The 24,880-nt window shown below is 75.0% G+C and carries 27 protein-coding genes, 1 tRNA gene and 1 riboswitch; of the genes, 17 read left to right on the top strand and 11 right to left on the bottom strand.

Annotated elements, in window-relative coordinates:
• Window positions 1-210: 210 nt before the first annotated feature.
• A complete protein-coding gene (locus ACFU74_RS12975; protein ID WP_380755721.1) occupies window positions 211-1,392 on the top strand; it encodes a hypothetical protein in 1,182 nt (393 codons plus the stop codon).
• Here ACFU74_RS12975 and ACFU74_RS12970 read toward each other — a convergent pair.
• The 4 genes from ACFU74_RS12970 to ACFU74_RS12955 form a co-directional block, all read right to left on the bottom strand.
• On the bottom strand, window positions 1,389-1,838 hold the full coding sequence (locus ACFU74_RS12970) for a GNAT family N-acetyltransferase (RefSeq protein WP_380755719.1): 450 nt from the start codon (window positions 1,836-1,838) through the stop codon (window positions 1,389-1,391). The two genes, ACFU74_RS12975 and ACFU74_RS12970, sit on opposite strands and share 4 nt — an antisense overlap.
• A 36-nt stretch (window positions 1,839-1,874) precedes the next feature.
• Entirely contained in the window at window positions 1,875-2,615 is a 741-nt protein-coding gene (locus tag ACFU74_RS12965) for a class I SAM-dependent methyltransferase (protein WP_380755718.1), read from the bottom strand.
• Window positions 2,616-2,715: 100 nt separating this feature from the next.
• Complete coding sequence (locus tag ACFU74_RS12960; RefSeq protein ID WP_380755717.1) at window positions 2,716-3,453, bottom strand: sensor domain-containing protein; 738 nt, start codon at window positions 3,451-3,453, stop codon at window positions 2,716-2,718.
• Window positions 3,454-3,578: 125 nt separating this feature from the next.
• Window positions 3,579-4,163, bottom strand: a complete 585-nt coding sequence (locus ACFU74_RS12955) for a GNAT family N-acetyltransferase (RefSeq protein WP_380755715.1) — start codon at window positions 4,161-4,163, stop codon at window positions 3,579-3,581.
• Between the two features lie 43 nt (window positions 4,164-4,206).
• Between ACFU74_RS12955 and ACFU74_RS12950 the strand changes: the two genes are divergently transcribed.
• A complete protein-coding gene (locus ACFU74_RS12950) occupies window positions 4,207-5,094 on the top strand; it encodes a hypothetical protein (RefSeq protein WP_380755714.1) in 888 nt (295 codons plus the stop codon).
• A 57-nt stretch (window positions 5,095-5,151) separates the two neighbouring features.
• Here ACFU74_RS12950 and ACFU74_RS12945 read toward each other — a convergent pair whose 3' ends face one another.
• Window positions 5,152-6,009, bottom strand: a complete 858-nt coding sequence (locus ACFU74_RS12945) for a M23 family metallopeptidase (protein WP_380755713.1) — start codon at window positions 6,007-6,009, stop codon at window positions 5,152-5,154.
• Window positions 6,010-6,021: 12 nt separating this feature from the next.
• Window positions 6,022-6,180, bottom strand: a riboswitch (cyclic di-AMP (ydaO/yuaA leader).
• Window positions 6,181-6,424: 244 nt separating this feature from the next.
• Between ACFU74_RS12945 and ACFU74_RS12940 the strand changes: the two genes are divergently transcribed.
• From ACFU74_RS12940 to ACFU74_RS12930, 3 genes are all read left to right on the top strand, one after another.
• Window positions 6,425-6,715 carry a YiaA/YiaB family inner membrane protein gene (locus ACFU74_RS12940; RefSeq protein ID WP_380755711.1) on the top strand — a complete coding sequence of 97 codons (291 nt, stop codon included), beginning with the start codon at window positions 6,425-6,427 and terminating at the stop codon, window positions 6,713-6,715.
• A gap of 123 nt (window positions 6,716-6,838) precedes the next feature.
• Window positions 6,839-7,666, top strand: a complete 828-nt coding sequence (locus tag ACFU74_RS12935) for an alpha/beta fold hydrolase (protein ID WP_380755709.1) — start codon at window positions 6,839-6,841, stop codon at window positions 7,664-7,666.
• 43 nt (window positions 7,667-7,709) lie between these two features.
• Window positions 7,710-8,279 carry a TetR/AcrR family transcriptional regulator gene (locus tag ACFU74_RS12930; RefSeq protein WP_380755707.1) on the top strand — a complete coding sequence of 190 codons (570 nt, stop codon included), beginning with the start codon at window positions 7,710-7,712 and terminating at the stop codon, window positions 8,277-8,279.
• A 71-nt stretch (window positions 8,280-8,350) separates the two neighbouring features.
• Here ACFU74_RS12930 and ACFU74_RS12925 read toward each other — a convergent pair.
• A tRNA-Ile gene (locus tag ACFU74_RS12925) sits at window positions 8,351-8,424 on the bottom strand.
• Window positions 8,425-8,612: 188 nt separating this feature from the next.
• Here ACFU74_RS12925 and ACFU74_RS12920 point away from each other — a divergent pair.
• The 9 genes from ACFU74_RS12920 (at window position 8,613) to ACFU74_RS12880 (ending at window position 17,331) form a co-directional block, all read left to right on the top strand.
• Entirely contained in the window at window positions 8,613-10,982 is a 2,370-nt protein-coding gene (locus tag ACFU74_RS12920) for a SpoIIE family protein phosphatase (protein ID WP_380755705.1), read from the top strand.
• Window positions 10,983-11,144: 162 nt separating this feature from the next.
• Window positions 11,145-12,740, top strand: a complete 1,596-nt coding sequence (locus ACFU74_RS12915; protein WP_380755742.1) for an ATP-binding protein — start codon at window positions 11,145-11,147, stop codon at window positions 12,738-12,740.
• Window positions 12,724-13,137 carry a roadblock/LC7 domain-containing protein gene (locus ACFU74_RS12910; RefSeq protein ID WP_376086659.1) on the top strand — a complete coding sequence of 138 codons (414 nt, stop codon included), beginning with the start codon at window positions 12,724-12,726 and terminating at the stop codon, window positions 13,135-13,137. The genes ACFU74_RS12915 and ACFU74_RS12910 overlap by 17 nt, the downstream gene beginning before the upstream one ends.
• Window positions 13,134-13,484, top strand: a complete 351-nt coding sequence (locus ACFU74_RS12905) for a DUF742 domain-containing protein (protein WP_380755703.1) — start codon at window positions 13,134-13,136, stop codon at window positions 13,482-13,484. Before ACFU74_RS12910 ends, ACFU74_RS12905 begins: the two co-directional genes overlap by 4 nt.
• Window positions 13,485-13,509: 25 nt before the next feature.
• Window positions 13,510-14,112 (top strand): ATP/GTP-binding protein, encoded by a 603-nt coding sequence (locus ACFU74_RS12900; protein ID WP_380755740.1) that lies wholly within the window; start codon window positions 13,510-13,512, stop codon window positions 14,110-14,112.
• A complete protein-coding gene (locus tag ACFU74_RS12895) occupies window positions 14,109-15,686 on the top strand; it encodes a cytochrome P450 (protein ID WP_380755701.1) in 1,578 nt (525 codons plus the stop codon). The genes ACFU74_RS12900 and ACFU74_RS12895 overlap by 4 nt, the downstream gene beginning before the upstream one ends.
• Window positions 15,683-16,768 (top strand): cytochrome P450, encoded by a 1,086-nt coding sequence (locus ACFU74_RS12890; RefSeq protein WP_380755699.1) that lies wholly within the window; start codon window positions 15,683-15,685, stop codon window positions 16,766-16,768. Before ACFU74_RS12895 ends, ACFU74_RS12890 begins: the two co-directional genes overlap by 4 nt.
• A gap of 30 nt (window positions 16,769-16,798) precedes the next feature.
• Window positions 16,799-17,065 (top strand): hypothetical protein, encoded by a 267-nt coding sequence (locus tag ACFU74_RS12885; RefSeq protein WP_380755698.1) that lies wholly within the window; start codon window positions 16,799-16,801, stop codon window positions 17,063-17,065.
• Window positions 17,062-17,331, top strand: a complete 270-nt coding sequence (locus ACFU74_RS12880; RefSeq protein ID WP_380755696.1) for a hypothetical protein — start codon at window positions 17,062-17,064, stop codon at window positions 17,329-17,331. The genes ACFU74_RS12885 and ACFU74_RS12880 overlap by 4 nt, the downstream gene beginning before the upstream one ends.
• Here ACFU74_RS12880 and ACFU74_RS12875 read toward each other — a convergent pair.
• Together ACFU74_RS12875 and ACFU74_RS12870 are read right to left on the bottom strand one after the other, a co-directional pair.
• Window positions 17,321-18,145: an isocitrate lyase/phosphoenolpyruvate mutase family protein gene (locus ACFU74_RS12875; protein WP_380755694.1), complete on the bottom strand. Its 825-nt coding sequence runs from the start codon at window positions 18,143-18,145 to the stop codon at window positions 17,321-17,323. The two genes, ACFU74_RS12880 and ACFU74_RS12875, sit on opposite strands and share 11 nt — an antisense overlap.
• A gap of 12 nt (window positions 18,146-18,157) precedes the next feature.
• Window positions 18,158-18,640 (bottom strand): carboxymuconolactone decarboxylase family protein, encoded by a 483-nt coding sequence (locus ACFU74_RS12870; protein WP_380755692.1) that lies wholly within the window; start codon window positions 18,638-18,640, stop codon window positions 18,158-18,160.
• 226 nt (window positions 18,641-18,866) lie between these two features.
• Here ACFU74_RS12870 and ACFU74_RS12865 point away from each other — a divergent pair, with 226 nt between their 5' ends.
• From ACFU74_RS12865 to ACFU74_RS12855, 3 genes are read left to right on the top strand one after another with little or no spacing between them, the layout of a single operon-like run.
• A complete protein-coding gene (locus ACFU74_RS12865) occupies window positions 18,867-19,667 on the top strand; it encodes an NRDE family protein (RefSeq protein ID WP_380755690.1) in 801 nt (266 codons plus the stop codon).
• 36 nt (window positions 19,668-19,703) lie between these two features.
• Window positions 19,704-20,060, top strand: a complete 357-nt coding sequence (locus ACFU74_RS12860; protein ID WP_380755688.1) for a S26 family signal peptidase — start codon at window positions 19,704-19,706, stop codon at window positions 20,058-20,060.
• Window positions 20,061-20,100: 40 nt separating this feature from the next.
• Window positions 20,101-20,640, top strand: coding sequence for a GNAT family N-acetyltransferase (locus tag ACFU74_RS12855; protein WP_380755686.1), 540 nt, complete (start codon window positions 20,101-20,103; stop codon window positions 20,638-20,640).
• On the opposite strand, the gene ACFU74_RS12850 is transcribed toward ACFU74_RS12855, so the two are convergent.
• Genes ACFU74_RS12850 through ACFU74_RS12840 form a run of 3 tightly spaced genes read right to left on the bottom strand, consistent with a single transcriptional unit; the run spans window position 20,637 to window position 24,677 of the window.
• Window positions 20,637-21,281, bottom strand: coding sequence for a response regulator (locus ACFU74_RS12850; protein WP_380755685.1), 645 nt, complete (start codon window positions 21,279-21,281; stop codon window positions 20,637-20,639). The genes ACFU74_RS12855 and ACFU74_RS12850 overlap by 4 nt on opposite strands.
• Window positions 21,282-21,285: 4 nt before the next feature.
• Window positions 21,286-22,482, bottom strand: coding sequence for a sensor histidine kinase (locus tag ACFU74_RS12845; RefSeq protein ID WP_380755683.1), 1,197 nt, complete (start codon window positions 22,480-22,482; stop codon window positions 21,286-21,288).
• A gap of 5 nt (window positions 22,483-22,487) precedes the next feature.
• Complete coding sequence (locus tag ACFU74_RS12840) at window positions 22,488-24,677, bottom strand: MMPL family transporter (RefSeq protein ID WP_380755682.1); 2,190 nt, start codon at window positions 24,675-24,677, stop codon at window positions 22,488-22,490.
• Window positions 24,678-24,880: the final 203 nt, after the last annotated feature.

Raw genomic sequence — 24,880 nt, 5'->3', positions numbered from 1 at the left:
CCGGCCCCTCGCGGGCCGAGCCGAGGAGCAGCCCGCGGGTCGTCTGCGTTCCCGGGCCGTCCGGGACCGTCGCCGGGGCCGCCTCCGGGGCCGTCACCGGGGCCGTCACCGGGATTGTTCGGGTGTGTCCGCAGGCCTGGCGGGGCATCCCCGCTAGAGTCGGCGCGCGCTCCGCAGGGGCGGAGGCGCGGGCACTGGGGGTGGTGGGCGATGGCGACGACAGGTCGGGCCGGCGGCGCGGCGGCGCTGGTGCGGACGGCGCAGCGGGCGGCGGCCGGGGCGCTGCCGGGCGCGGGGCTGCTGGGGCTGGTGCTGTTCTCGCTGGGACGGCCGCACCCCTGGCAGGCGCTGGGCGGCGGACTGGTGGTGGCCTGCGCGGCGACCTTGGTCGGCGGCGCCCTGGGGTTCCTGTTCGGGGTGCCCCGGGTGCGCGGCGGCTCCGGCGGCCAGGACGGCGCCGGGGGCGGTGAGTCCCACGGCTCGTACGCGCCGAACACCAACCTGGAGCAGGTCTCGGACTGGCTCACCAAGGTGCTGCTCGGCGTCGGGCTGACCCAGCTCGGCTCGCTCGGCGAGCGGCTCGACCAGCTCGGCGACACGCTCGCCCCGACCCTGGGCGGGGGTCCGGGCACGGCGCCGTTCGCGGCGGCGCTGGTCCTCTACTTCCTGCTGCTCGGCTTCCTGTCGGGCTGGCTGCTGACCCGGCTGGCGCTGCCCCGGGTGCTCTCCGGCGCGGACCAGGCGCTGGACCTCTTCCTGGCCGGGCAGGACCAGGACCGCAAGGGCGACAAGGTGGGCGCGGACGACCTGCGGATGCGGGCGATGCAGCACCTGGGCCTGATCGGCACCAGCACCGGGAAGGCGGACGACCTGCCCGGCTCGGTGCCGGCGGCGGACCGGACGGCCGGGCCGGAGCGGGTGGTCGCCGAGGTGCGGTCGACGGCCCGGCGGTCGGCGCTGACGGCGGCCCAGGTGCGGGAGCTGTTCGCGGACGGCTCGGAGGGGCGGCGGATCCAGGCGCTGGCGCTGATGCAGGGCGATCCGGCGCTGGCCGACCTCGCGAGCGTGCTGGAGGCGATCGAGCACCCGCGCTCCGGGTTCGAGCAGTACCACGCGCTGCTGGCGGCGCGCGGGCTGATGTCCCGGCTGCCGGCCGACGAGGCCCGGCGGCTGCGGGACGCGGTGGCGGGGCGGCTGATGGCGCCGGACGGCATCCCGTTCGGCTCCGACCGGAGCTGGCTGGCGGAGAAGATCCTCTCGGGGCTGGACACCCCGGCGTTCCTGCCGCAGCAGCAGGGCGGCGAGCCGGCCCGGAAGCGGGAACGGGAACGGGAGCAGGAGCAAGAGCAGCCGCAGCCGCAGCCGCAGACCGCGTCCGGGGACCGGCCCTAGAGGGCGAAGCGGAGCTCGGGGCGGTCCCAGCCGATCGGCGGGCGGGCCGGGAAGGTGCCGATCCGCTCGGCGCCCATCCTCAGGTAGAAGGCCTCGGCGGGCGGGTGGGAGATCACCCGGACACTGCCGCTGACGCCGATGGCGCGGGCGCGGTCGAGCAGGTGGGTGATCAGCCGGCGGCCGATGCCGAGGCCCTGCGCCGCGTCGGCGACGAACATGAGGTCGAGCTCGGCGGGGTCGGTGATCATCGAGTAGAAGCCGAGCAGCCGGTCGTCGGCGGCGCGGACGGCGAGGTGGACCTCGTGCCGGGCGAGGTAGTCGGCCGTCACCCGGTAGCCGGCGATCATCGGCGCGTAGTCGCCGCGGTAGGCGGAGCAGTCCTGGATCAGGGCGGTGAGCCGGTCGGCGTCCGAGGCCACGGCCGGCTTGATCAACGTCTCGGTCATGGCGGCGAGTATAGGGGTGAAACCCACTTGCGGTCATTACCGGGGCCTGCGGTCGTCGCCGGGGTGCCCCGCCCGGCGCAGGACGAGGACCCGTTGGGCGCGTCCGCCCCGGTCGGCGGGCGGCAGCACGCGGACCTCGCTGGCGATCCGGCGCTCGCCGAGCACGTGCCGGACGGCGTCCAGGGCGGCGGTGCGGCGGCCCTCGCCGTCGTACAGCGGGTGGACCCTGACCTCGCCGCCGGGGGCGGTGACCCGGACCAGTTCGGCCAGCGCGGCCACCTGCCGCTCCGGCCCGAACAGCTCGGGGTAGGCGAAGACCAGGTAGCCGCTCAGGGTGAGGGCGAAGGTGCCGTCCGCGAAGGGCAGCCGGGGCAGCGCGGCGGCGACGTACTGCCCCGGGTGGGCGGCGCGGTCGGCCGCGAAGAGCCGGCGGGCCCGGTCCCAGCCGCGCAGGTAGTGCTCGGGCCGGCGGTGCCGGCGGGCCGGGTAGAGGTCGGGTCGGGCCGCCATCGAGGCGGCCATCGCGGCCCGGGCGGCCAGCGCGCGGGCGGCGATCTCCTCGGGCGGCCGGGCGTACACCGGGTCGGCGGCGATGACCCGGCAGCCGAGCGGGCGGGCCTCGGCGGCCAGCCCGGCGGCGCCGCCGGGGCAGTCGAGCAGCGGGCCCGGCAGGGCGGCGATCCCGGCGCGGGTGAGGCCGAAGAGGCCGCAGTACTCGTCCAGCGGGCGGGAGGTGACCAGGGGCGCGGCCGGGGCGCGGGCGGTTCGGTCGGCCATCGCGGCCATCCGACCACGGGCCCCGGCGGCCCGCACCCGGGGGCGGCCGGGCGGGTGGCCGGGGCCGGGGCCGGGGTGGGGCCGGGGCCGGGCCGGGTGCTCAGCGGCCGAGCAGGCCGCGGGCGGCGAGGCGGTTGACGTTGGTCAGGCCGCGCACCAGCTGCGGGGTCAGGAAGACGAACAGCATCCCGAGCAGGCAGACGCCGGCGATCTGCAGCGGCGACTCGATGTAGTACTCGTGCCGGACGCCGTCGTCGCCGGTGAAGTCGAAGACCCGGTAGCCCGGCCAGTCGACGTAGCGCGGGAACACCCAGTGGTAGACGGGGTAGAGCGCCAGCGTCCAGCCGACGCAGAGGAAGACCAGCGACAGCGTCATGCTGAGGATCGCCCACGGGAACATCACCACCTGGTACAGCACGGCCTTCCAGCCGGCCGCGTCCGCGAGGCGGGCGGTGATCGCGCCCCAGGCGCCCGGCCGGACGGCGCGGACCGGCGCCGGACCGGGCACGTCCAGGGCGAGCATGCCGCGCACCCGGGCGCGCTCCAGCCCGCCGAAGCCGCGGGCGAAGGTGGTCAGCGCGGCCAGCACGGGCAGGCCGAGCACGGTGACGAAGGTGCCGAGGCCGAGGCAGAACAGCGCGACGGCCACGGTGAAGCCGACGACCGCGACCGGGAGGCCGGTCAGCGTGTAGCCGACCTCGCGGTAGAAGTAGGAGGTGAACGGGGCCCGCCAGGCGTACGGCGGCTCCTCGATGCGGCGGGCCGAGGCGTGGTGCTCGCCGTACTCGCGGCCGTCGTACGCGTCGAACTCGTTGCGCTGCATGCTGTGGGTGCTCATGGCCGGTCTCGGTCCCTCGGGTCGGTCGCGGTTCGGGGCTCGTGGGGTCTGTCCTGCTGACTCCTCCAGCCTGTCAAAGCGCGCCCGGGCCGGACATCCGGCTCCCCGGCGAACCGGGGGTGGGGTTATCCCCCCTGACCGGCGCCCCCGGCCGGCCCGTCGTCGGCGAGCAGCGCGTACTGGTAGGCGTCGCGCCAGCCGTCCCCGCGCCGGTAGTCGTGCCGGACCAGGCCCTCCAGCCGGAAGCCGGCCCTGGTCAGCACCCGGATCGAGGCGGCGTTGTCGACGTCCGCCCGGGCCTGCAGCCGGTGCAGGCCGAGCGGGCCGAAGGCGAGGTCCCGCAGCAGGGCGACGACCTCGCCCGCGTACCCCCGGCCCCAGACGTCGCGGCGCAGGGCGTAGCCGAGGTGGGCGGAGCGGTGCGGGCCGAGGCCGAGCGCGGCGTTGCCGATCGGGACGGCGCGGGCCGGGTCGTCGGCGTCGGCGAGGCGGGTGACGGCCAGCCGGTAGACGGTCCGGTCCTCCTTCTCCGCCTCCTCCAGGTACTGGGCGATCTGGTCCGCGCAGTCCTCGTGGTCGCGCGGCTCGAAGGCGAGGTAGCGGGTGGCCTCCGGATCGCCGAACACCGCGTGCAGCGCGCCCACGTCCTCGGGGGTGTGGTGGAACTCCCGGACGGCCAGCCGGGGCCCGGTGAGTCGGACGGGAACCATGGCTCCCGACCCTACCCCCGACCAGCGGTTACGGTTCGTGGTTATGGAAGACGAAGACCTGCGGCTCGCCCCGCGCACCAAGGCCGCCGAACTGCTCGCCTGGGCGGAGGCCGAGGGCCGCGAGCCGGTCGCCGGGGCCCCGCTGCGCGCGGTGCTGGCGCTGCTGGAGCTGGGCGGCGGCAGGATGCACGACGGCTGGCCCGAACTGACCTCCGCCGCGGTGGAGCACCTGCTGTACGAGCGCATCCACCTGTACGTCCAGCCGGAGCCGGGCCAGGACCCGCTGGCGTACGGCGCGGCGGTGCGGCTGCTGGTCGACCACCAGCGGGCGGCGAAGCGGCTGAACGCCAAGCGGCAGCAGCGGCTGCACGCCGAGGCCGAGTGGCAGGGCGAGCTGGCGGCCGGGCTGCTGCGCCGGGCGGACCTGGTGACCTGGCCCCGGCTGTACACGCTGCTGCTGCGCGCGGCCGGGGTGGACACCGGTGACGAGTCGGCGGTGCGGGCCTGGCTGGAGGGGTTCCGGGAGCTGCCGGCGCAGGAGCGCTCGGCGGCGTTCGAGGCGCTGGAGGCGGACGGAGCACTGGACCCGGTGGACGACGGGGGCTGGGACGGCGGGGCCCGGACGCTGGCGGTCGGGATGGCCACCGACGGGGCGCGGCGGCTGCTGGAGCAGGGGCTGATGGAGCGCAGCTACCGGAACCTGGCGGAGCTGACGGCGCTGGGCCGGCCGATGCCGGACGAGCTGGCCGGGGACTTCGGGGCGTTCGAGGAGGCCGCGGTCCGGGCGGCGCTGGAGCTGGCCGGCGCGTGGACGGTTCCGGGGCTGCCGCGGCTGCTGGTGGAGGAGTTCCCGGAGCTGGCGCCGGAGCCGGGGCAGGCGGAGATCGACGCCTATCTGGCGGGGCTGGAGCCCGTCGGGGACGGGGAGTAGGAACGCGCGGGGGCCCCGGCCGGTCGACCGGGGCCCCTCGTCGTGCCGGCGGATGCGTCAGAAGGTGACGCCGCGCTGCTCGAACCAGCTCTCCGGGTCGACGGGGGCGCCGCCGCCGGGGCGGACCTCGACGTGCAGGTGGGCGCCGGTGACGTTGCCGGTCGCGCCGACCTTGCCGATCTGCTGGCCGGGGACGACCTTTCCGGAGCCCTTGATGATCGAGGAGAGGTGGCAGTACCAGATCTCGGTGCCGTCGGGCAGGGTCTCGACGATCCGGTAGCCGTAGGCGCCGGCCCAGCCCGCCGAGGTGATGGTGCCCTGGCCGACCGCGTAGACGGGCTCGCCCTGGTCGGCGGCGAAGTCCAGGCCGGTGTGCAGTTTCGCCCAGTAGCGGGCGCTCTGGCCGTAGTGGGCGGAGAGCCGGTAGTCCTTCACCGGGAGCTTGATGGCGGCGAGCTTGGCCTTCTCGGCCTCCTCGGCGGCGCGCTTGGCCTGCTCCTGCTGGGCGATCTGGGCGGCGCGCTTGGCCTCGGCCTCCTGGGCGGCCTGGACGCGGGCGCTCTCCTCGGCCGCGGTGCGCTGGCTGTCGGCCTGCTGCTGGATGCGGGCGGCGAGGGCGAGGCCGGGGTCGGCGGAGAGCGCGACCGGCTGCTCGTCGGGCGCCTCGACGGCGGGCGCCGCGGCCGGGGTGGCGGAGGCGAAGCCGGTGGCGCCCAGGGTGGCGGCGACGGCGGTGACGCCGAGCAGCGGAGCGGTGCCGCGGCCCTGACGGGGCATCCGGTGCCGGCTGGTCTCGGCGGCCGGCGGGGCGGTCTCGTCGGCGGGGCCGCCGAACGGGCCCTGCCCGGTGAACGGAGCCGGGTGATCGAGCAGCTGGGTACCGGACGGGTGTGCCGGGGTGTGCGTCGACGCCACGGAGGCGCGCTCCTTTCCTTCCTTCGCGCCTACCGGGTTAGCTGACGGGTTCGGAGCAGGAAGGTCTCCTACGGCTGGGCCTGGGCCTGGCCGATTCACCCCAAGGAACGTGGTTCCCCGGCTCCCTGGCCTGCCCGGAGGCCGGCCGGCGGGATTAGGCGACGGCGCACGGTGCCGTCTGGTACGGCGTTGCGGACCGCGCTGCGTTATCAAACGTTAATCCGAGAGCCCCCCGATTCCAAGCCATCCGTTGGTGACGGCGGGATACGGATCGGGCACCACGCGGCCCGATGGGCGTTTTGGGACGTTTGATGACAACTGACACTACCGAACGTGTCAGGACGTCAACGAACGGCCCCTCACTTGAGTACCGCTACTCATGTGCGGCCGGGCCCGGCGCGGCCATCCTGGCGCCATGAGCACACCGATGCAGTCCCGCACCACGGCCGCGTACTACATCCAGGCCGTGCTGTCCTTCGCCCTCTCCTGCACCGCCCTCGGCGTCGGGATCGCCTTCCTCCCGGTGGAGCCGTGGACCCGGGCGTTCCTCGCCCTCGGCCTGCTCTACACGATCACCTCCACGTTCACCCTCTCCAAGGTGGTCCGGGACCGGCAGGAGACCACCGAGCTGGTGACCCGGGTCGACCAGGCGCGGCTGGACAAGCTGCTGACCGAGCACGACCCGTTCAAGGTGGAAGGGGTCTGACCAGCCTCCGCGGGCGGGCGGGCCACTGGCTGTCAGAGCCCATAGCTTGACGGCTAAGGCTATTAGCCTTAGCTTTATGGCTATCGGCGCTCGGCCGACGATCCCGCTCCCAGGAGGCTCCCCATGAACGGCACCCTCGCCCCCGTCACCCGCCACCTCGACCTGCCCGGCGGCCGGATCGCCTTCGACGACACCGAGCACGGCGAGGGCGCCCCGGTCGTCCTGCTCCCCGGGATGCTCGACAGCCGGGCCGCCTACCGCCACCTGCGCCCGCTGCTGACCGCCGCCGGCCGCCGGGTGGTCACCATGGACCTGCGCGGCTTCGGCGAGTCCTCGATCCTCTGGGACGACTACTCCCCCGCCGCGATCGCCGGCGACGTCCTCGCCCTGCTGGACCACCTGGGCATCGACCGGGCCGTGCTGGCGGGCAGCTCGTACACCGGCGCCAGCGTCGTCAAGGCCGCCGGGGACGCCCCCGGGCGGGTGGCCGGCATCGTCCTGCTGGACGCCTTCGTCGAGAACGTCCCGGCCGGCGCGCTCCAGCGGCTGGCGGTCGGCGCGATGGGCGCGCTGGTGGTGCACTCGCCCGCGTTCTGGGGCCTCTACCACCGGAAGGTGGCCTACCCGGGGCCCAAGCCCGCCGACCACGAGGAGTACGTGGCCGGGCTGGTCGCCGCGATGCGCACCCCGGGCCGGAAGACCGCCACCCGCGGCCATGTGCGCGGCGACTCGTCGCCCGTCGGCTGGACCGCCGCGGTGCGCTGCCCGGCGCTGGTCGTGATGGGCTCGAAGGACCCCGACTTCGGGAAGCCGGAGCTGGTCGCCGACCGGCAGGCCGCCGCGCTGAACGCGCGCAAGGTGATGATCGAGGGCGCCGGGCACTACCCGATGGCCGACCACCCGCGGGCCACCGCCGACGCCCTGCTGTCCTTCCTCGCCGACCTGGCCTGAGCGGTCCGGACGCCGTCGCCCACCCACCCCCAGGAGAACCGCTGTGCCCCGAGTCGGACTGACCCCCGAGCAGGTCGTCGGCCACGCCCTCGCCCTCATCGACGAGCAGGGCCCCGAGGCCCTCACCCTGGCCGCCGTGGCCGGCCGCGCCGGGGTCGCCACCCCCTCGCTGTACAAGCACGTCAGCGGCGGCCTGGCCGAACTGCGCCGGCTGGTGGCCGTCCGGGTCACCGAGGAGCTGGCCGACCGGCTGGCCGAAGCGGCGCTCGGCCGCGGCGGGGACGCGGCGGTCGCCGCCGTCCTGCGCGCCTACCACGCGTACGCCACCGAGCACCCGCACCGCTACGGCGCCCTGCCGCAGGCGCCGCAGCCGGACGCCGACCTGGCCGCGGCGGCCGGCCGGCTGGTCGGGGTGATCGTCGCGGTGCTGCGCGAGTACGGTCTCGAAGGCTCCGAGGCGATCCACGCCGCCCGCACCTTCCGCTCGCTGGCCCACGGCTTCGCCGCGCTGTCGACCGGCGGCGCCTTCCAGCTCGCCGAGGACCTCGGGGAGACCCAGGAGCGCATGATCACCGTGCTGACCGCGGGCCTGCGCGGCTGGCCCCGCCCCTGAGCGGCGCGGCAGCCGGACGCGGGAACGCCGAAGGGCCCGGAGCGGGATGCTCCGGGCCCTTCGTGGTGGTGTGGGGCTAACAGGACTTGAACCTGTGGCCTCTTCCTTATCAGGGAAGCGCTCTAACCGTCTGAGCTATAGCCCCGTACCGCACGACCCCGCCGGTGCGGCGGGACGTCGTACGGAGAAGGGTACCGGACCCGGCAGGGGTGCTCGCACACCGGGGAAACCCGGTGCACCGGGACCCGCCGTTCGCCCCACGCTTCACCCACTTAAGAAATAAGGTATTAAGAATTAACTGCCCCATAAGGAACCGGAGAGGCCGGCCGTCCCGTGGACCCGCGCAGCAGCCCCACCGCGCGCAGTGCCATGCGCTGCGTCCGCTTATTGCTCGGCTGCACCAGCGCCGCCGAACTGCTCGGCACCGTGCTCGCCGAGGGCCCCGGCTGGATCACCGGCGAGGGCTCGGCGCTCTACCTGCTCGACCCCGGCGGCATGCTCCGGCTCTCCGCCTCCCACGGCCTGCCCGACTGGGCCCACGAGCGCTACAGCGTGGTCGACCCGGCCAGTGAGCTGCCCGCCGCGATGGCGCTGAAACTGCGCCGCCCCTATCTGCTGAGCCCCGAACGCACCAGCGTCGACTACCCGAACCGGAACACCGGGATGGGCACCGGGATGGTCGCCGTCGTCACCCTGCCGATGGTCGTCGACGAGCGGCCGATCGGCGTGCTGGCCCTCGCGCTCGCCCACCGGGGCATCGTCCCGCGGCGCGACCTGGACGTGCTGGAGACCCTCGCGGACGCCTGCGCGCACCGGCTGGCGTACCTGCTGGAGCACGCCGGGTCGCCGCTCGCCCCGCACCGCCGCGCCGCCGCGCCGAACGGGGTGCGCCCGGGGCCCGTCCCCTGCGGCGACCCGGCCGCCGGAACGGCCCACCCGCTGCTCTCGCTCGCCGTCCGCGCCGCCGGGCACGGCGCCTTCGAGCGCGACCTGGTCACCGGCGAGACCCACTGGGACGCCCAGGCGCTCCGGCTGGTCGGCCGGCCCGCGCCGCCGGACGGCGGTCCGGCCCCCGCGCCCGACCTCGACCTCGTCGTCCACCCCGAGGACCTGCCGGACGTCCAGGCCGCGCTCGCCGAGGCGCTCGCCACCGGAGGGCCGTACCGGATCCGCTACCGGGTGCCGCGCGCGGGCGGCGGGGTGATCCGGATCGAGGAGACCGGCGAGGTGATGCTGGACGTGCACCGCCGGCCGGTCCGGATCTCCGGGCTGATCGCCGACCTCGACCACGGGCGGGCCCTCGACGAACACCCGGTCGTCGTCCATGCCGGCCGGGCCGCAGGGGCCGCCAACGGGAGGGCCGTCGACGGGACGGCCGTCGACGGGGCGGTGGCGAACGGGACGACGGTGAACGGGGCGTCCGCCGGCGGGACGTCCGCCGCCGGGGCCCGGTCGGCGCTGCTGCTGGCGCTCACCCGGGCGCTGTCCCGGGCGGTCACCGTGCGGGACGTCACCACGGCCGTCACCGACATCGCCCGGCCCGCCTTCGGGGCGGCCAGCATCGTGCTGGACCTGGTCGACGAGGGCCGGCTGCTGCCCGTCGCGCACACCGTCTACGGCGGGCCCCTGCGCACCGAGCTGACCCGGCTGGCCGACCTGTCGGAGGGCGTGATGCAGCGCGCGCTGGCCCGCTCGGCCCCGCTGTTCAGCGAGCCGGCCCGGCGGGGGCGGGGGCGCGGGCGGCCACAGGGGGCGGCCACCGGCGCCGGCGGCCCGCTCGCCCCGGCCGCCTGGGCGGTGCTGCCGCTGGTCGCCTCCGGGCGGCAGGTCGGCTCCTGCCTGATCACCTTCGCCACCGAGCGCGTCTTCAGCCGCGAGGACCGCACCCTCTACTCCGCCTTCGCCGGCATCCTGGCGCAGTCCCTGGAACGGGCCCGCCTCTACGACACCCACCACCACCGGGCCACCGAGCTGCAGCGCGCGATGCTGCCGCGCACCCTGCCCCGGCTGCCCGGGATCGCCAGCGCCGCCCGCTACCTGCCGAGCACCGAGGGCATGCAGATCGGCGGCGACTGGTACGACCTGCTGCGGCTGCCGGACGGCCGGATCGGCCTGGTGATCGGCGACGTCCAGGGCCACAACGCCGAGGCCACGGCGGTGATGGGGCAGCTGCGCAGCGGTCTGCGTGCCTACGCGACCGACGGGCACGACCCGGCCGCCACGCTGGCCCGCACCAGCCGGCTGCTCGCCGAGCTGGACACCGAGCTGTTCGCCACCTGCCTCTACCTCACCCTCGACCCGGCCGACGGCACCCTGCGGGCCGCCCGCGCCGGGCACCCGGCCCCGGTCCGGGTCACCGAGGACGCCCGGGCGGTGGAGCTGGACCTTCCCGGCGGCCCGCCGTTGGGCGTCGCCCCGGACCGGCCGTACCCGCTGGCGGTGGAGCACCTGCCACCCGGCGAGACGCTGCTCGTCTACACCGACGGCCTGGTGGAGGACCGCGAGGAGGACTACGACGAGTCGGTGCAGCGGATGCTCGGCGGCCTGGAGCTGTGGGCGCGCAACGCCGGTCCGGTGCGGGTGGAGCCGGGTCCGGCGCTGGAGCGACTGGCCGATCTGCTCACCCTGAACGTCACCGAACGGCGTTCGCGCCCGGACGATGTCGCGTTGCTGCTGTTGCACAGATTGTCGGCTGTGCACTAGCGGTGCTGGTGGGACGGCGATCGGGGGTCCACGGACCGTCCGATCGAGTCCGAAGCAGGGAGGATTGACGCGGTATTGACAGGATTTCGACGAGATCCGGTCACTTGGCGAGATCCGTTCACACCTTCGTAGGATCATCACCCTAGAATTCGCCGCGTGACGATGACTCAGTGGTGCGCAACGGCAACAGGCGTGCTCGCCGTCCTCGCCCTCGTGGCCGCCGTCCGCTACCGTGCGGTCGCCGCCGTCCAACGCCACCGGGCCGCCGAGCGGCAGCGCGAGATCGCCGCCCTCCGGGGCCGGCTCGACGCCGAACTCTCCCGCCGCAACGCCGAACTGGCCGCCGTCCAGCACGAACAGGAACTCACCGCCTCCACCCAGCGGGCCTTCCTCAGCGTGGCCCGCCGGATCCTCGTGATGGCGCACGACCAGCAGGCCCTGCTGGACGAGATGGAGCGCACCCACGACGACCCGGCCCTGCTGGAGGGCCTGCTCAAGGCCGACCACGCCGCCGCCCAACAGGCCCGCCTCGCCCAGACGCTGGCCGTGCTCTGCGGCGCCAGGGCCGGGAGGCACTGGCCCGAGCCGGTCTCGCTGGAGGACGTCGTCCGCGGCGCCCAGTCGCGCATCCTGCCCTTCCAGCGGGTGATGATCCGCAGCCGGATCGAGACCGCGGTGGTCGGCGCGGCCGCCGAGGCGCTGATCCACGCGGTGGCCGAACTGCTGGACAACGCCACCCGCTACTCCCCGCCCAGCACCCAGGTGTTCGTCACCCTCATGCCCGTGCACAACGGCGCCGTCATCGAGATCGACGACGGCGGCGTCGGCATGCCCGAGCAGGCCGTCGCCAAGGCCTCCGCCGCCCTGGCCGGCGGCTCCACGGTGGAGATCTCCCGCCTCGGCGAGGTGCCGCAGCTCGGCCTGGCGGCGGTCGGCCGGCTCGCCGAGCAGTACGGGTTCCGGGTCACGCTCAGCTCCGCGCCCTCGCCGTACGGCGGGGTGCGGGTCGTGGTGCTGCTGCCGAACGCGCTGCTCACCGAACCGCTGCCGCCGACCGTGCCCGGCCTGGGCGTGGACGACGCGGTGTTCGGGGGCGGCCGGCGCCGCCCCGGTCCGCCGCCGGCCGGAACGGGCCGGGGCACCGGGTACGGCGCGGGGCCGACCCGCTCCGGACAGGGCCCGGCCGGCCCGTACGACCCGGCGCGGGCCTCCGGCTACCCGCCCGTGTACCCCTCGCCCGCCGGCTACCCACCGGCTTCCGCCCCGTCGGCCGCGACCCCGCCCGCCCCGGCTCCGCCCCCCGCCCCCCCGGCCGGCGGGTCACCGACGGACGGCCCCGCATCGTCCGGCGCCACCCCGCCGCCGCTGCCCCGCCGCAGCCACCGGCGCGGCCGCGCCGCCACCCGGCACGCGGCCAACGCCGCCGCCCCGCCGCCGGCTCCGCCGTACCGCTCGGCGCAGCAGGCGCAGGCGTTCATGTCGATGTTCCAGGCCGGCACCGCCAGCGGCCGCTCCGCCGCCCAGGCCAACTCCCAGGCCCAGACGGCGTACCAGGCCCGGTCGGCGTACCAGGCCCGGGCCGCGGCGGACGACCGGCAGCAGGACCGGACGGAACGCCCCCGCGGCCCGTTCGGCCCGGACCAGGGCGGTTCCCACCCCTCGGGCCACTCCCCGGCCCCCGCCCCGCACGACCCTTCCCTTCCCACTTCCCCCCAGCTTCCCCAGTGCTCCGGAGAGTTCCATGACCACCACCCCTGACCTCGGCTGGCTGCTCGCCGACATCATCAACGTCCCCGAGGTCCAGCACGCCGTCGTGGTGTCCAACGACGGCCTGGAGATCGGGCGCAGCGAGGGCATCGTCCGCGAGGACGCCGAGCGCCTCGCCGCCGCCTGCTCCGGCCTGCAGTCGCTGGCCCGCGGCGTCGCCCAGGGTTTCGGGGGTCACCACAGCGCCACCCGGCAGATCATCATCGAGTACGGCGGCGGCTACCTCTTCATCGTCGCCGCCGGCGCCGGCGCCCACCTGGCCGTGGTGACCGGCGAGGCCGTCGACGCCGGCCTGGTCGCCTACCAGATGCAGGTCCTCGTGGAGCGGATCGGCACCCATCTCACCAGCCCGCCGCGCGCCGACCTGGCGGCGGGGGGCCACCGGTGAGCGGCGGCCCGGTCCGCCCCTACGTCATCACCGGCGGCCGCAGCCGCTCCACCCGCCCCGAGCTGGCACTGGAGAGCCTGGTCAGCGCCTTACCGGAGCAGCCCGAACTGCCCGACGACGCGCTGCTCAACCGTGAGCACCAGCGCATCGTCCAGCTCTGCCGCAGCCTGCTGTCGATCGCCGAGGTGGCGGCCCACCTGGGGCTGCCACTCGGCGTCGTCAAGGTGCTGGTCGGCGATCTCTGGGACCTCGGCGCCGTCCAGGTGCTCCCGCCCGTCCCGCAGGCCGAGCGCCTGCCCACCACTCTCCTGGAAGAGGTGCTCGTTGGCCTCCGCCAACTCCGCTGAGCCGCTCGCCGACCCGCCGGCCGCCGTGCCGCTCGGCCCGCCCGCCGAGCCGCAGTACCTGCCGTCGTCCGTCCAGGGCGCGGTGAAGATCCTGGTCACCGGCCCGTTCGGGGTCGGCAAGACCACCCTGGTCGGCTCGCTGAGCGAGATCACCCCGCTGCGCACCGAGGAGACCATGACGGCGGCGAGCGCCGGTGTGGACGACCTCACCGGGCTCGGCGGCAAGACCACCACCACGGTGGCACTGGACTTCGGCCGGATCACGCTCAACCGGCGGCTCGCGCTGTACCTGTTCGGCACGCCCGGCCAGCAGCGGTTCTGGCCGCTCTGGGACGACCTGTCGCGCGGCGCGCTCGGCGCGATCGCCATGGTCGACCTGCGCCGCCCGGACGAGAGCTTCGACGTGCTCGGCCGGCTGGAGGAGCAGCGGATCCCGTTCGCCGTCGCGGTCAACACCTTCCCGGACACTCCGGGCTACCCGGAGGAGGAGATCCGCGCCGCGCTGGACCTGCTGCCCGGGGCGCCGATCCTGTTCTGCGACGCGCGGGACCGGCGGGCGGCGTACGACCTGCTGATCGACTTCGTCGACCACCTGCACCGCACCTCCGTCCTGGAGCTGGAGCGATGACCCTTCCCGACCCCGCCGGCACGGCCGCCGTCCCGCCGCCGGGGTGCCCCGCCCATGCGGGCGGCACGGCCGCCGCCACAGGCCCGGCCGCCACCGCCCACCGCGGGACGCTGCCCGGCGGGCTGCCCGTCGGGGTGCCGCTCACCCCGCTGTACGGCGCCGCCGTCGCCGAGGACCCGCACGGCCTGTACGCCCGGCTGCGCGCCCAGTACGGTCCGGTGGCGCCGATCGAACTGGAGCCCGGCGTCGAGGCCTGGCTCGTCCTCGGCTACCCCGAGCTGCTCGAACTCACCCGCAACGAGGCGCTGTTCTCCAAGGACTCGCGCCGCTGGCGGGTGCCCGCCGAGGGCCGGCTCGCCCCCGACTCGCGGCTCCAGCCGATGACCTCCTGGCGCCCCACCCTGCTCAACCTGGACGGCGCCGAGCACCAGCGGCTGCGCGCCGCCGTCGCCGACACGCTCGCCCAGATCGACCACCGGCAGCTGCGCGGGACCACCGAGAGCTCCGCCAACGCGCTGATCGACAGCTGGGGCCCGGACGGCACCGCCGACCTGGTCGCCCAGTACGCGCGCCGGCTGCCGCTGCTGGTCTTCACCCAGCTGCTCGGCCTGCCCGCCGACGCCGGTCCGCACCTCATCCGGCTGATCAGCCACATCGCCGACAGCGGCGCCGAATCGGTGCGCGCCAACCAGGAGTTCCAGGCGGTCCTGGTGGACCTGGTGCAGCGTCGCCGGGCCACGCCCAGTGCCGACCTCACCTCCTGGCTGCTGGCCCACCCGGCCGCGCTGACCGACGAGGAGGCGGTGCACCACCTGGTGGTGATGATGGTCGCCGGCAACGAGACCACCATCTGCTGGACCGGCAACACGCTGCGGCTGCTGCTCACCGACCGCCGCTTCCGGGCCACCCTCACCGGCGGCCGGCTGACCGTGGCCGACGCGCTGGAGGAGGTGCTCTGGCGCGACCCGCCGACGCAGAACTTCCCCGGCCGCTGGGCCACCGGCGACACCGTGCTCGGCGGCCAGTACATCAGCGAGGGCGACATGCTGGTGCTCGGCCTGGCCGCGGCCAACGCGGACCCGGCCGCCCAGGGGCCCGGCGCGCTCGGGCACGCCGTGCTCGGCGGCAACCGGGCGCACCTGGCGTGGGGCGCGGGCAAGCACGTCTGCCCGGCCCAGCACCCGGCCCGGATCATCGTCGAGACCGCCGTCGAGACCCTGCTGCACCGGCTGCCGGACCTCCAACTGGCCGTGCCGGCCCATGAGCTGGCCTGGCGCCCGTCCCCCTGGTCGCGCGCCCTGGTCAGCCTTCCGGTGCTCTACAGCGCCTTCACCCCGCCCCGCCAGCCAGCCCTCGAAAGGCCCTCCGCATGGACACCGCCGCAGATACCGGAAGAGCAGGACACGACCCCCGTCCCGGATTCGGTGGACCCGGTGGACCCGGTGACGACCGACCCGGACCCGTCCGGCTCGACGTCCTCGGACGCGACCAGCACGGGGAGAACGCCCGCCTCCGGGAAGCCGGCCCGGCGGTCCTGGTGGAGCTCCCTGGCGGGGTGGTGGTCTGGGCAGTGACCCACCACGACACCCTCCAGGAGCTGCTCGCCGACCCCCGGGTCGGCAAGGACCCGCAGCTGTGGACGACGTTCCGGGAGGGCCGGCTGCCCGAGGGCTGGCCGCTGACCACCTTCGTCACCGTCCCCGGCATGATCACCGCCGACGGCGAGGACCACCGCCGGCTGCGCGGCCTGGTCACCCAGGCGTTCACCCCGCGCCGGACAGCCGCCCTGCAGCCCGCCATCGAGGCCAGGGCCACCGCGCTGCTCGACCGGATCGCCGGCCTGGAGGGCCCGTTCGACCTGCGCGAGCACTTCGCCTACCCGCTGCCGATGCAGGTGATAGGCGAGCTGCTCGGCCTGCCGCCCAAGCAGCAGGACGAGCTGCACGAGCTCTCCGACACCCTGGTCTCCAGCTCCGCGACGCCCGAGGCCGCCGTCGCCGCGCAGCGGTCGCTGTTCGCGCTGCTCGGCTCGGTGGTGGCCGCCAAGCGGGCCGAGCCCGGCGACGACCTCACCACCGACCTGATCGCCGCCCGCGAGGACGACGACCGGCTCAGCGAGAGCGAACTGGTCGGCACCCTGCTGCTGATGCTGGTGGCGGGCCACGAGACCACGCTGAACCTCATCACCAACGCCGTCCGCGCCCTGCTCGCCCACCCCGGGCAGCTGCGGCTGGTGCTGGACGGCACGGTGCCGTGGTCGGCGGTCGTCGAGGAGACGCTGCGCTGGGACTCGCCGGTCGGCCAGTTCCCGCTGCGCTACGCGACCGAGGACATCCCGGTCGGCGACGCGTTGATCCGGCGGGGCGAGGCGCTGCTCGCCTCGTACGCGGCCGCCGGACGCGACGGCGCCCGCTTCCCGGACGCCGACCGCTTCGACGTCACCCGGCAGCCGAACCGGCACCTGTCCTTCGGGCACGGCCCGCACTTCTGCCTCGGCTCCGGGCTCGCCCGGCTGGAGGCGGAGACGGCGCTGCGGCTGCTGTTCGAGCGCCATCCCGGGCTGGCGCTCGCGGACGGGCCGGCGCCGGAGCCGATCGGGTCGTTCGTCAGCAACAGCGTGCGGACGCTCCGGGTGACCGTCCCCCCGGCGCGGTGACCGAGGGCGGCCCGGGTCGTTGGGGGGTTCATGAAGAAACTCGCCACCCTGGCCGCCCTCACCATGGCCGGTCTCGCCGCCGCCGTGCCCGCCGCCTCCGCCGCCACCTCCACCGCGGCCTCCCCGGACGCGCTCGGCGGCCTGTCCAACGGGCTCACCCTCTCCCCCGCCGACCTCGTCATCCACGAGGCGAGGGACCTTCCGCTGGTCGGCAGGGCCGCCACCGAGATCGAGGCGATCGGCACCGGCCAGCTGACCCACCCCGGTCTCAGCGGCCAGATCGGGCACGGCCTGTGACCGGCGTGCGGCGGCCCGCCGCGCTCGCGCTGGCCGCGCTGGCGCTGGCCGGCGCGCCGGCGCCCGCGTTCGCCTCCGCGACGGCGTCCGCGCCCGCGTCCCCGTCCACGCCGCTGTTCGACGGGGACTTCGGCGCCGCCGCCACCTGTCTCCAGGAGGTGGCGGTCGTCCCGGCGCTCGGCAGCCACGCCGCCGGGCCGAGCCACTGCGCCAACGGCAGTGTGCTCGACCACGCGGTGGGCACGCTCGGCCCGCTCACCCGGTGACGTACAGCCCCTGCAACTCCACGTAGCCCAGCCCGCCGTCGAGCGCGGTGTACGTTCCGTCCGCGTACACCTCCTCGGCGGCGCGGCGCACCGCCGCGTACGCCACCCGCGCCAGGCCCGGTCCCAGGCTCACCCGGGCCACGCCCAGCGCCGCCAGCTCCGGTACGGACCGCAGGCCCGGCCCGCCCAGCACGTTCAGCGGCCCCGGCACGGCCTCGACCAGCGCGGCGATCACCGCCGGGTCGGCCACCCCCGGCACGAACAGGCCGTCCGCGCCCGCCTCGGCGTACGCCCGCAGCCGGGCCACCGCCTCGTCGAACCGCCCCTCCGGCGCGCCGATCTGCCGCATGAAGACATCGGTCCGGCCGTTGACGAACAGCGGCACGCCGGCCGCGTCCGCCGCCGCGCGGGCCGCCGCGATCCGCTCCGCGGCCTCGGCGGCGGGCCGGGCGCCGTCCTCCAGGTTGACGCCCACCGCGCCGGTGGCGATCAGCGCCGCGACCGTCTCGCCGACCCCGGCGGCGGTGTCGGCGAACCCGCTCTCCAGGTCGGCGGTGACCGGCAGCGGCCCGGCGGCGCGGACCACCAGCGCCGTCTGCGCCAGCACCTCGTCCCGGTCGGCGGCGTCGCCGTCGGCACTGCCGAGCGCCCAGCTGACGCTCGCGCTCGCCGTGGCCACGGCCGGCGCCCCGGCGGCCGCGACCAGCCGGGCACCCGTTGCGTCCCACACGTTGGCCAGCACCAACGGCTTGCCGGGGCGGTGGAGCTCATGCAGGCGGCGGGCCTTGTCCCGCTGCTCCGTCGATGTCGGCATCGCGTGTTCCCCTTACTTCGCGGCCGGGCTGAGGCGGGAGGTCACACCGATCCGGTTCCAGGAGTTGATGGTGATGATCAGTGCGATCAGCTGCGCCAGTTCGACCTGCTCGAAGTGCGCGGCGGCCTCGTCGTAGACGGCATCCGGCACATGACCCTGCGTCAGAAGGGTAATCGACTCGGCCAGCGCGAGGGCGGCGCGCTCCTTGGCGGTGAACCACGAGGTCTCGCGCCAGGCGGGGAGGGAGAGCAGGCGGTGGTGCTGCTCGCCGTTCTTGACGGCGTCGGTGGAGTGCATGTCGATGCAGAACGAGCAGCCGTTGATCATCGAGGCGTGCACCTTGACCAGTTCCGCGATGACCGGATCCACCCCCTGCCGGGCGGCGCGTTCCACGGCGGACATCGCCTTGTAGTACTCGGGCGCCAGGTCGGGCAGCGAGATCCGCTGGGCCGGCGCGGACACGGGGGCGTCGGTGCTGTCGTTCGTGATCGTCATGACTGCCAGCCTAGGAACCCGGCGGCCCGCTGTCCCGGCACGTTCACGCGCGAAAATCCTGGGCCACTTCGGGGCGACCGAGCCGGGCGGCGTCGCGGAGTGTGGCACGGACGGGCGGCCGGGCGGAAGACCTCGCACGACTCCCGATTGCCGAACGGGCGTGCGAGGATCGCGGGGAGGGTGGTGTCGGACGAGGTCAGGGGGACGGGACGTGTGTACGGCGTTCGTGAGCATCGAGCCGGCGGCGGCGGCGCCGGTCCTGCTGCTGTCGGTGCGGGACGAGTACGCCGGGCGGCGGTGGGCCCCGCCCGGCCGGCACTGGCCCGCGCAGCCGTCGGCCGTCGGCGGGCTGGACCTGGTCGCGGGCGGGACGTGGCTCGCCGTGGAGCCGGGCGGGGCGGAGGCTCCGGGGCCGGTCGCGGCGTGTCTGCTGAACGGTTTCGGCACCCTGGCACCGAAGGAGGCCCGGCTCTCGCGCGGCGAGCTGCCGCTGCTCGCCGTCCGGGGCGGCCGGGTCGACGAACTGGACCTCGACCGGTACGACCCGTTCCACCTGGTGGTCGTCCGGCCGACCGGCGCACACGTGCTGAGCTGGGGCGGGAGCGGCAGTCGGCTCACCGGGCTGGAGCTGCCGACCGGCCTGAGCGTCGTCCTCAACGACGGCCCCGAGGGCCTGGCCGAGAGCCGCACCGCCTCCGAGCACATCCGCACCCTGATGGCCGCCCGAGCCGCCCACTTCCGGGCCCGCTTCGCCGCCGCACCCCGGCCGGAGCCGCGCCCCGGCCCCGCGACGGCCGAGGAGGCGTGGGGCGACTGGCTGCCGGTCGTCACCGGCGACGGCCTGGCGTTCGACGACTCCGCCGCCCTGGTCCAGCGCCGCGAGTTCGGCGACGGGCGGCTCTGGGGCTCGTCCTCGATCTCGCTGCTGGCCTTCGGCGGCGGCGGTGTCCGCTACGACTTCGCCACGGTGCCCGTGGACCCCGTGGAGCCGGGCGGCTGCGAGGGCTGGCGGCGGGTGGAGATCTAGGTTCTCCAGCCCGGCCGGATCTGCCAGGATCGTCGGATGGGCGTACTGGATGGCGTGGCAGCCCGGGTGGCGGGCGGAGCCACCGTGGAGTTCCGGCCGAGCGGCTCCTCGATGGTCCCGCTGATCCGCAGCCGGCAGCCGGTGGTCGTCGCGCCGGTGGACCCGACGAAGCTGGAGCTCGGGGACATCGTGCTGGCCCGGGTCGCCGGCGCCGTGTACCTGCACCTGGTGTCGGCCGTCGATCCGGCCAGAAGGCGTGTGCAGATCAGCAACAACCGGGGCCGGGTGAACGGCTGGACCAGCCATGACCGCGTCTTCGGCATCTGCCTCTCGGTCGACGGATCCCCCCGGGCCGGCGCCGCGCACAAGACGCGGGCGGCGGAGGCGGGCTGATTCGTTTGCCGGCTGACGGTTCGTCAGATAGGAATCCGACATGCTTCGAGGCGAAAAGATCGGGCTGCGGGCCCGGCACGACGAGGACATCCCCATCCTGCTGGCCGGGCTCTACGACGACGTGGTCGTCTCCGCGCGGTCGGAGGGCCGGCCGTGGCGGCCGTTCTCCCCCGGCAGCAAGGACCCCCGGCTGGTGGGGGACGACACGCAGCAGGCCCATGTCTCCTTCTCCGTGGTGGAGTCGGAGGGCGGCACGCTGGTCGGCACGGCGACGCTGTGGGGCATCGACACCCACAACCGGTCGGCGCACGTCGGCCTCGGCCTGCTGCCGTCCACCCGCGGCAAGGGCTACGGGACCGACGTGGTCGCGGTGCTGTGCCACTACGGCTTCGCGGTGCGCGGCCTCCAGCGGCTCCAGATCGAGACGCTGGCCGACAACACCGCGATGCTGCGCACCGCCGAGCGCAACGGCTTCGTCCGCGAGGGCGTGCTGCGCTCCTCGGCCTGGGTCCTCGGCGAGTTCCTGGACCAGGTGCTGCTCGGCCTCCTCGCCGAGGAGTGGCGGGCGAACGCGCCTTAGGGCCGGTCCAGGAGGCCGCGGTCCAGGGCCGTGACCACGGCGTGGGTGCGGTCGTTGACGTCGAGCTTGGCGAAGATCCGCAGCAGGTGGGTCTTCACGGTGGCCTCCGTGATGACGAGGCGGCGTCCGATCTCCACGTTGGACAGACCGTCGGCGACGGCGGTCAGCACCTCCGTCTCGCGGGCGGTCAACACCACGGGGGCCGGGCGGCGCAGGCGGGCGACCAGGCGTTCGGCGACCCGGGGGGCCAGCACGGTCTCGCCCCTGGCCGCCGAGTGGATGGCTTCGACGAGCCGCTCGCGCGTGGTGTCCTTGAGCAGGTAGCCGATGGCCCCGGACTCGACCGCGCGCTCGATCTCCTCATCGGTGTCGTAGGTGGTCAGGATCAGCACGCGGGTCGCCGATCGGGCGGCGGTGATCTCGGCGGTGGCGCTCGCACCGTCGAGGACCGGCATCCGCAGGTCCAGCAGTGCCACGTCGGGCCGCAGCCGGGCGACGAGTTCGACGGCCGCCCGGCCGTCGCCGCCCTCGCCCACGATCTCCACGGTCGGTTCGGAGGCCAGCAGAGCGACCAGTCCGGCGCGCATCACGGTGTGGTCGTCGACCACGACGACGCGGAGCTTCCGTGTTCCGGATCCCATGGCGTCACCCCTGCCCGTGGGCCGGGTGGGCCGGGACGGCGGCGAGCACCCGGGTGCCGTCACCGGGCGAGCTGGTCACGGTGAGCTCGCCACCGAGTTCGGCGAGCCGCCGGCGCATGCCGTTGAGCCCGAAGCCGTGCGAGTCCCGCACCACGAACCCCTGCCCGTCGTCGGTGATCTCCAGCTCGATGCCGTCGCGGACCGGGCCGAGGACGACCGACACCTCGGAGGCGGCCGCGTGCTTGCGGATGTTGGCGAGCGACTCCTGGGTGCAGCGCAGCAGCGCGATCCGGGTCGGCCCGTCGCACGCGACCTCCGCCAGCTCCGCCGCCACGGGGAGCCCGGTGTCCTCGGTGAACCGCTCCAGGGTCCGGCGCAGGGTCCCGGCGACCGAGCCCGGGGCGAGCCCGGATTGCGGGGCCGAGCCCACCAGTACGCGTGCCTCGGCGAGGTTCTCCCTGGCGGTCCGCTCGATCGAGAGCAACTGCTGGGCGGCGCGGCCCGGATCGGCGGCGAGACTGGACCCGGCCGCCTCCGCCAGCACGATGATCGAGGCGAAGCCCTGTGCGAGGGTGTCGTGGATCTCCCGGGCGAGCCGCTCGCGCTCCTCGGTGGCGCCCTGGAGCCGATGCGCCTCGGCCAGGCGCAGCCGGGCGGCCTCCAGTTCGGCGCCCAGCCGGCCGGCGCGCTCGTCGCCCTGCTCGACGATCCGGACCACCCCGAGCCCGACGAGCACCCCCGCCAGCCAGCCGATCAGCGTGAAGACGACGTTGCCCGATGCGAACTCCTGGGCGTCCCAGGCCTGGTGGCGGACGATGCCGGTCACGGTGGCCGCCGCTCCGGCGGCGCTGAGGGCGATCGCCCGGCGCGGGCTCCCGGCGAGCAGCCAGAACTGGGGAAGGGAGACGATGAACAGCGCCGCCCCGTCACCCCGGACGAGCGCCAGTGCCCCCATGCCGAGGACGAGCACACCCAGGAAGGCCCGCGGCCGCAGCACCGGCCGGTCGGGCCGGGCCGCGACGCCCGCGTAGCAGAGGGCCAGTGCCGCCGCCAGCCCGATCGACCAGTAGGCGGTGGCGCCGTGGTCGTCGAGCACGGAGACGACCGGGGGAGAGATCCCCAGGACGACCCACCCGGCCACGTACCAACGGCGGAGCGCGCGCAACCGGAACCGGTCGTCGGACTGCGGGAGGCGAGTCATGACGGTCAGCCTACGATCGTCTGCCGGGAGCGCGGGCGGGGGCGGGAGCGGGGACGCGGGCGCTGCGGCGGCCACCAGGCGGTGTCGCGGAGCAGCAGCAGGGCCGAGGGCAGCACCATGAGCCGGACCACCACGGCGTCCAGCAGCACGGCCACGGCCAGGCAGAAGCCCATCTGCTTCATCTCGGTGAGGTGCAGGGCGACGAAGGCACCGAACACCGTCACCATCACCACCGCCGCGCTGGTGACCACCCTCGCCGAACGGCCGATCCCGGCGAGGACCGCCTCGCGGGCCGGCATCCCGGCGCGCACGAACTCCTGGATCCGGCTGAGCACGAACACCTGGTAGTCCATCGAGAGGCCGAACAGGATCACGAAGAGGAACAGCGGCACCCGGGAGGCGATCGCGCCGAGCGAGTCGAAGGCGAGCAGGCCCTCGGCCCACGTCCCCTGGAAGACCGCGACCAGCAGACCCAACGAGGCCGCGGCGGACAGCAGGTTGAGGACGACGCCGAGCAGCCCGAGGACCGGTGAGCGGAACGCCCGGAGGGTCATCAGGAAGGTGGCCAGCAGCAGGAGGCCGACCACCAGGGGCAGCGTCTCGCGCTCGTGCGCCACGTAGTCGCGGCCCCGGGCGACGTCCCCGCTCACCGCGCTCTCAGCTCCGGCCAACGAGCCGACGGTGGCGGGCAGATGAATCCGGCGGAGGTGGTCGAGGGAGGCGATCGCCTGGGAGGAGGAGGCGGGGAAGGGGACGGCCAGCTCCAGCACGGTGATCCGGCCGTCGGCGGAGCTGCGCAGTACCGGTCCGGCGGTGGCGGCTTGGGCGAACAGCGGGTCGGCCTGGGTGCGCCGGCCGAGGTCGGCCAGTGCCCGCTTCACCTCCGGCGCTTGGCCGGGGGCGGCGCGGGTGACGACCTCGTGCCTGGTCAGGAGCTCGGGGAAGGCGTGGGTGAGGCGGTCGTGGACCCGCATCGCGGGGATGTCGCGGGAGAAGGTGTCCTTGCCGGGGTCGACGAGCCGCAGGCCGAGGGCGGGCGCGGCCAGGCCGAGCATGAGGAGGGTCGAGAGGCAGAGGGTGAGCGCGGGGTGCCGCTGCGCGGGGCGGAGCAGGGCGCCGACGATGCGGCCGGGGTCGTCCGCCGGGCGCTTCGCCCGGCTCTTGGTCCTGCGCTCGGCGCGGCGTTCGGCACGGCGGCCGATCGTCACCAGCAGGGCGGGCAGCACGGTGAGCGAACTCGCCACGGCGACCGCCACGACCAGGATGGTGCCCGTCGCCAGCGAGGAGAAGATGACGTCGGAGGCCAGGTAGAGGGTTGCGGTGGAGACGATCACGGCGAGACCGGAGACGACGACGGCCCGCCCGGCGGTGGCTGCCGCCAGCTCCACCAGCGCCTCCGGCGCGAGCCGCCCGCCGCTGCGGGCCCGCTCCTCGCGTTCGCGCTCCAGGTGGAAGAGGGTGTAGTCGACGCCCACGGCCAGTCCGATGAGCAGGATCATGTTGGTTCCGACGCCGGCGTCGGGGACCAGGTGCGAGACCAGCATGGACAGGCCCAGGGCGGCGGCGATCGAGGAGAGCGCCAGCAGGAGCGGCACGCAGGCCATCACCACCGAGCCGAAGACCAGCAGCAGGGTCACGAGCGTCACCGGGAGGGTGAGGCGCTCGGAGAGCGCGAGGTCCGCGCCGCGCTGCTCGTTGACGCCCTTGCTGATGGAGGGCGAGCCGGTCTCCTCGATGATCAGCCCGGGGTGGGCGGCCTGCGCCTTCGCGGTCCGGTCGAGGAGGGGGACGACGTTCTTCTTTCCTTGGAGTTCGGGCCCCTTGAGGACCACGGAGACCCGGAGCGCCTCGCCGTCCTGCGACCGGACGGGGTCGGCGACCTCGGCCACCTCGGGCAGTGCGCGCATGCGGGTGGTGATGTCCTGGGCCGCGGCGGTCGCGGCGGTCGCGTCCAGCCGCCCGGAGGCGGGGCGGATGAGGATGTGCTCGACGGGCTTGCGTTCCAGGCCTCCTTGGGCGGCCATCGCCTCGGCACGCCCCGCCTCGCCCACCCGGTAGTCCTCGCTGGTGGCCTCGTTGGTGCCGACGGCGATCCCGGCACCGAGGCAGAGGACGACGAAGGCGAACCAGCCGGCGATGGCGGTCCGGGCATGCCGGGCGCTCCAACGAGCCATCCGCACGGGGAGTTGATTCATACCGCCGATCCTCCGCAACCGGAGCCGGTCGAGGACACGCCCGCCCGGTGGAACCTGCCGTCCACCGGTCGGTGGACGGCAGGGGAAGAGGCGCCCGCACAACCGGGCCTGGCGTAGGAAGTCGGCCGAGTCGACTTCCTACGCCAGACAAGCCACCAGCAGCGGTGAAGGGCAGGGATAGAGACGAGACCTACCCAGCCTGC

Source organism: Kitasatospora sp. NPDC057500, from assembly GCF_042802195.1.
Taxonomy (GTDB): Bacteria; Actinomycetota; Actinomycetes; order Streptomycetales; family Streptomycetaceae; genus Kitasatospora.
The sequence above is the reverse complement of the archived record's forward strand: the minus strand, read 5'-3'. Positions and strand labels throughout refer to the sequence as shown.

Excerpts from the sequence above, each read along its gene's own strand:
- ACFU74_RS12975 (WP_380755721.1), top strand. The coding sequence starts at position 211 with ATGGCGACGACAGGTCGGGCCGGCGGCGCGGCGGCGCTGGTGCGGACG.
- ACFU74_RS12970 (WP_380755719.1), bottom strand. The coding sequence starts at position 1,838 with ATGACCGAGACGTTGATCAAGCCGGCCGTGGCCTCGGACGCCGACCGG.
- ACFU74_RS12965 (WP_380755718.1), bottom strand. The coding sequence starts at position 2,615 with ATGGCCGACCGAACCGCCCGCGCCCCGGCCGCGCCCCTGGTCACCTCC.
- ACFU74_RS12960 (WP_380755717.1), bottom strand. The coding sequence starts at position 3,453 with ATGAGCACCCACAGCATGCAGCGCAACGAGTTCGACGCGTACGACGGC.
- ACFU74_RS12955 (WP_380755715.1), bottom strand. The coding sequence starts at position 4,163 with ATGGTTCCCGTCCGACTCACCGGGCCCCGGCTGGCCGTCCGGGAGTTC.
- ACFU74_RS12950 (WP_380755714.1), top strand. The coding sequence starts at position 4,207 with ATGGAAGACGAAGACCTGCGGCTCGCCCCGCGCACCAAGGCCGCCGAA.
- ACFU74_RS12940 (WP_380755711.1), top strand. The coding sequence starts at position 6,425 with ATGAGCACACCGATGCAGTCCCGCACCACGGCCGCGTACTACATCCAG.
- ACFU74_RS12935 (WP_380755709.1), top strand. The coding sequence starts at position 6,839 with ATGAACGGCACCCTCGCCCCCGTCACCCGCCACCTCGACCTGCCCGGC.
- ACFU74_RS12915 (WP_380755742.1), top strand. The coding sequence starts at position 11,145 with ATGACTCAGTGGTGCGCAACGGCAACAGGCGTGCTCGCCGTCCTCGCC.
- ACFU74_RS12910 (WP_376086659.1), top strand. The coding sequence starts at position 12,724 with ATGACCACCACCCCTGACCTCGGCTGGCTGCTCGCCGACATCATCAAC.
- ACFU74_RS12895 (WP_380755701.1), top strand. The coding sequence starts at position 14,109 with ATGACCCTTCCCGACCCCGCCGGCACGGCCGCCGTCCCGCCGCCGGGG.
- ACFU74_RS12885 (WP_380755698.1), top strand. The coding sequence starts at position 16,799 with ATGAAGAAACTCGCCACCCTGGCCGCCCTCACCATGGCCGGTCTCGCC.
- ACFU74_RS12875 (WP_380755694.1), bottom strand. The coding sequence starts at position 18,145 with ATGCCGACATCGACGGAGCAGCGGGACAAGGCCCGCCGCCTGCATGAG.
- ACFU74_RS12870 (WP_380755692.1), bottom strand. The coding sequence starts at position 18,640 with ATGACGATCACGAACGACAGCACCGACGCCCCCGTGTCCGCGCCGGCC.
- ACFU74_RS12860 (WP_380755688.1), top strand. The coding sequence starts at position 19,704 with ATGGGCGTACTGGATGGCGTGGCAGCCCGGGTGGCGGGCGGAGCCACC.
- ACFU74_RS12855 (WP_380755686.1), top strand. The coding sequence starts at position 20,101 with ATGCTTCGAGGCGAAAAGATCGGGCTGCGGGCCCGGCACGACGAGGAC.
- ACFU74_RS12850 (WP_380755685.1), bottom strand. The coding sequence starts at position 21,281 with ATGGGATCCGGAACACGGAAGCTCCGCGTCGTCGTGGTCGACGACCAC.
- ACFU74_RS12845 (WP_380755683.1), bottom strand. The coding sequence starts at position 22,482 with ATGACTCGCCTCCCGCAGTCCGACGACCGGTTCCGGTTGCGCGCGCTC.
- ACFU74_RS12840 (WP_380755682.1), bottom strand. The coding sequence starts at position 24,677 with ATGAATCAACTCCCCGTGCGGATGGCTCGTTGGAGCGCCCGGCATGCC.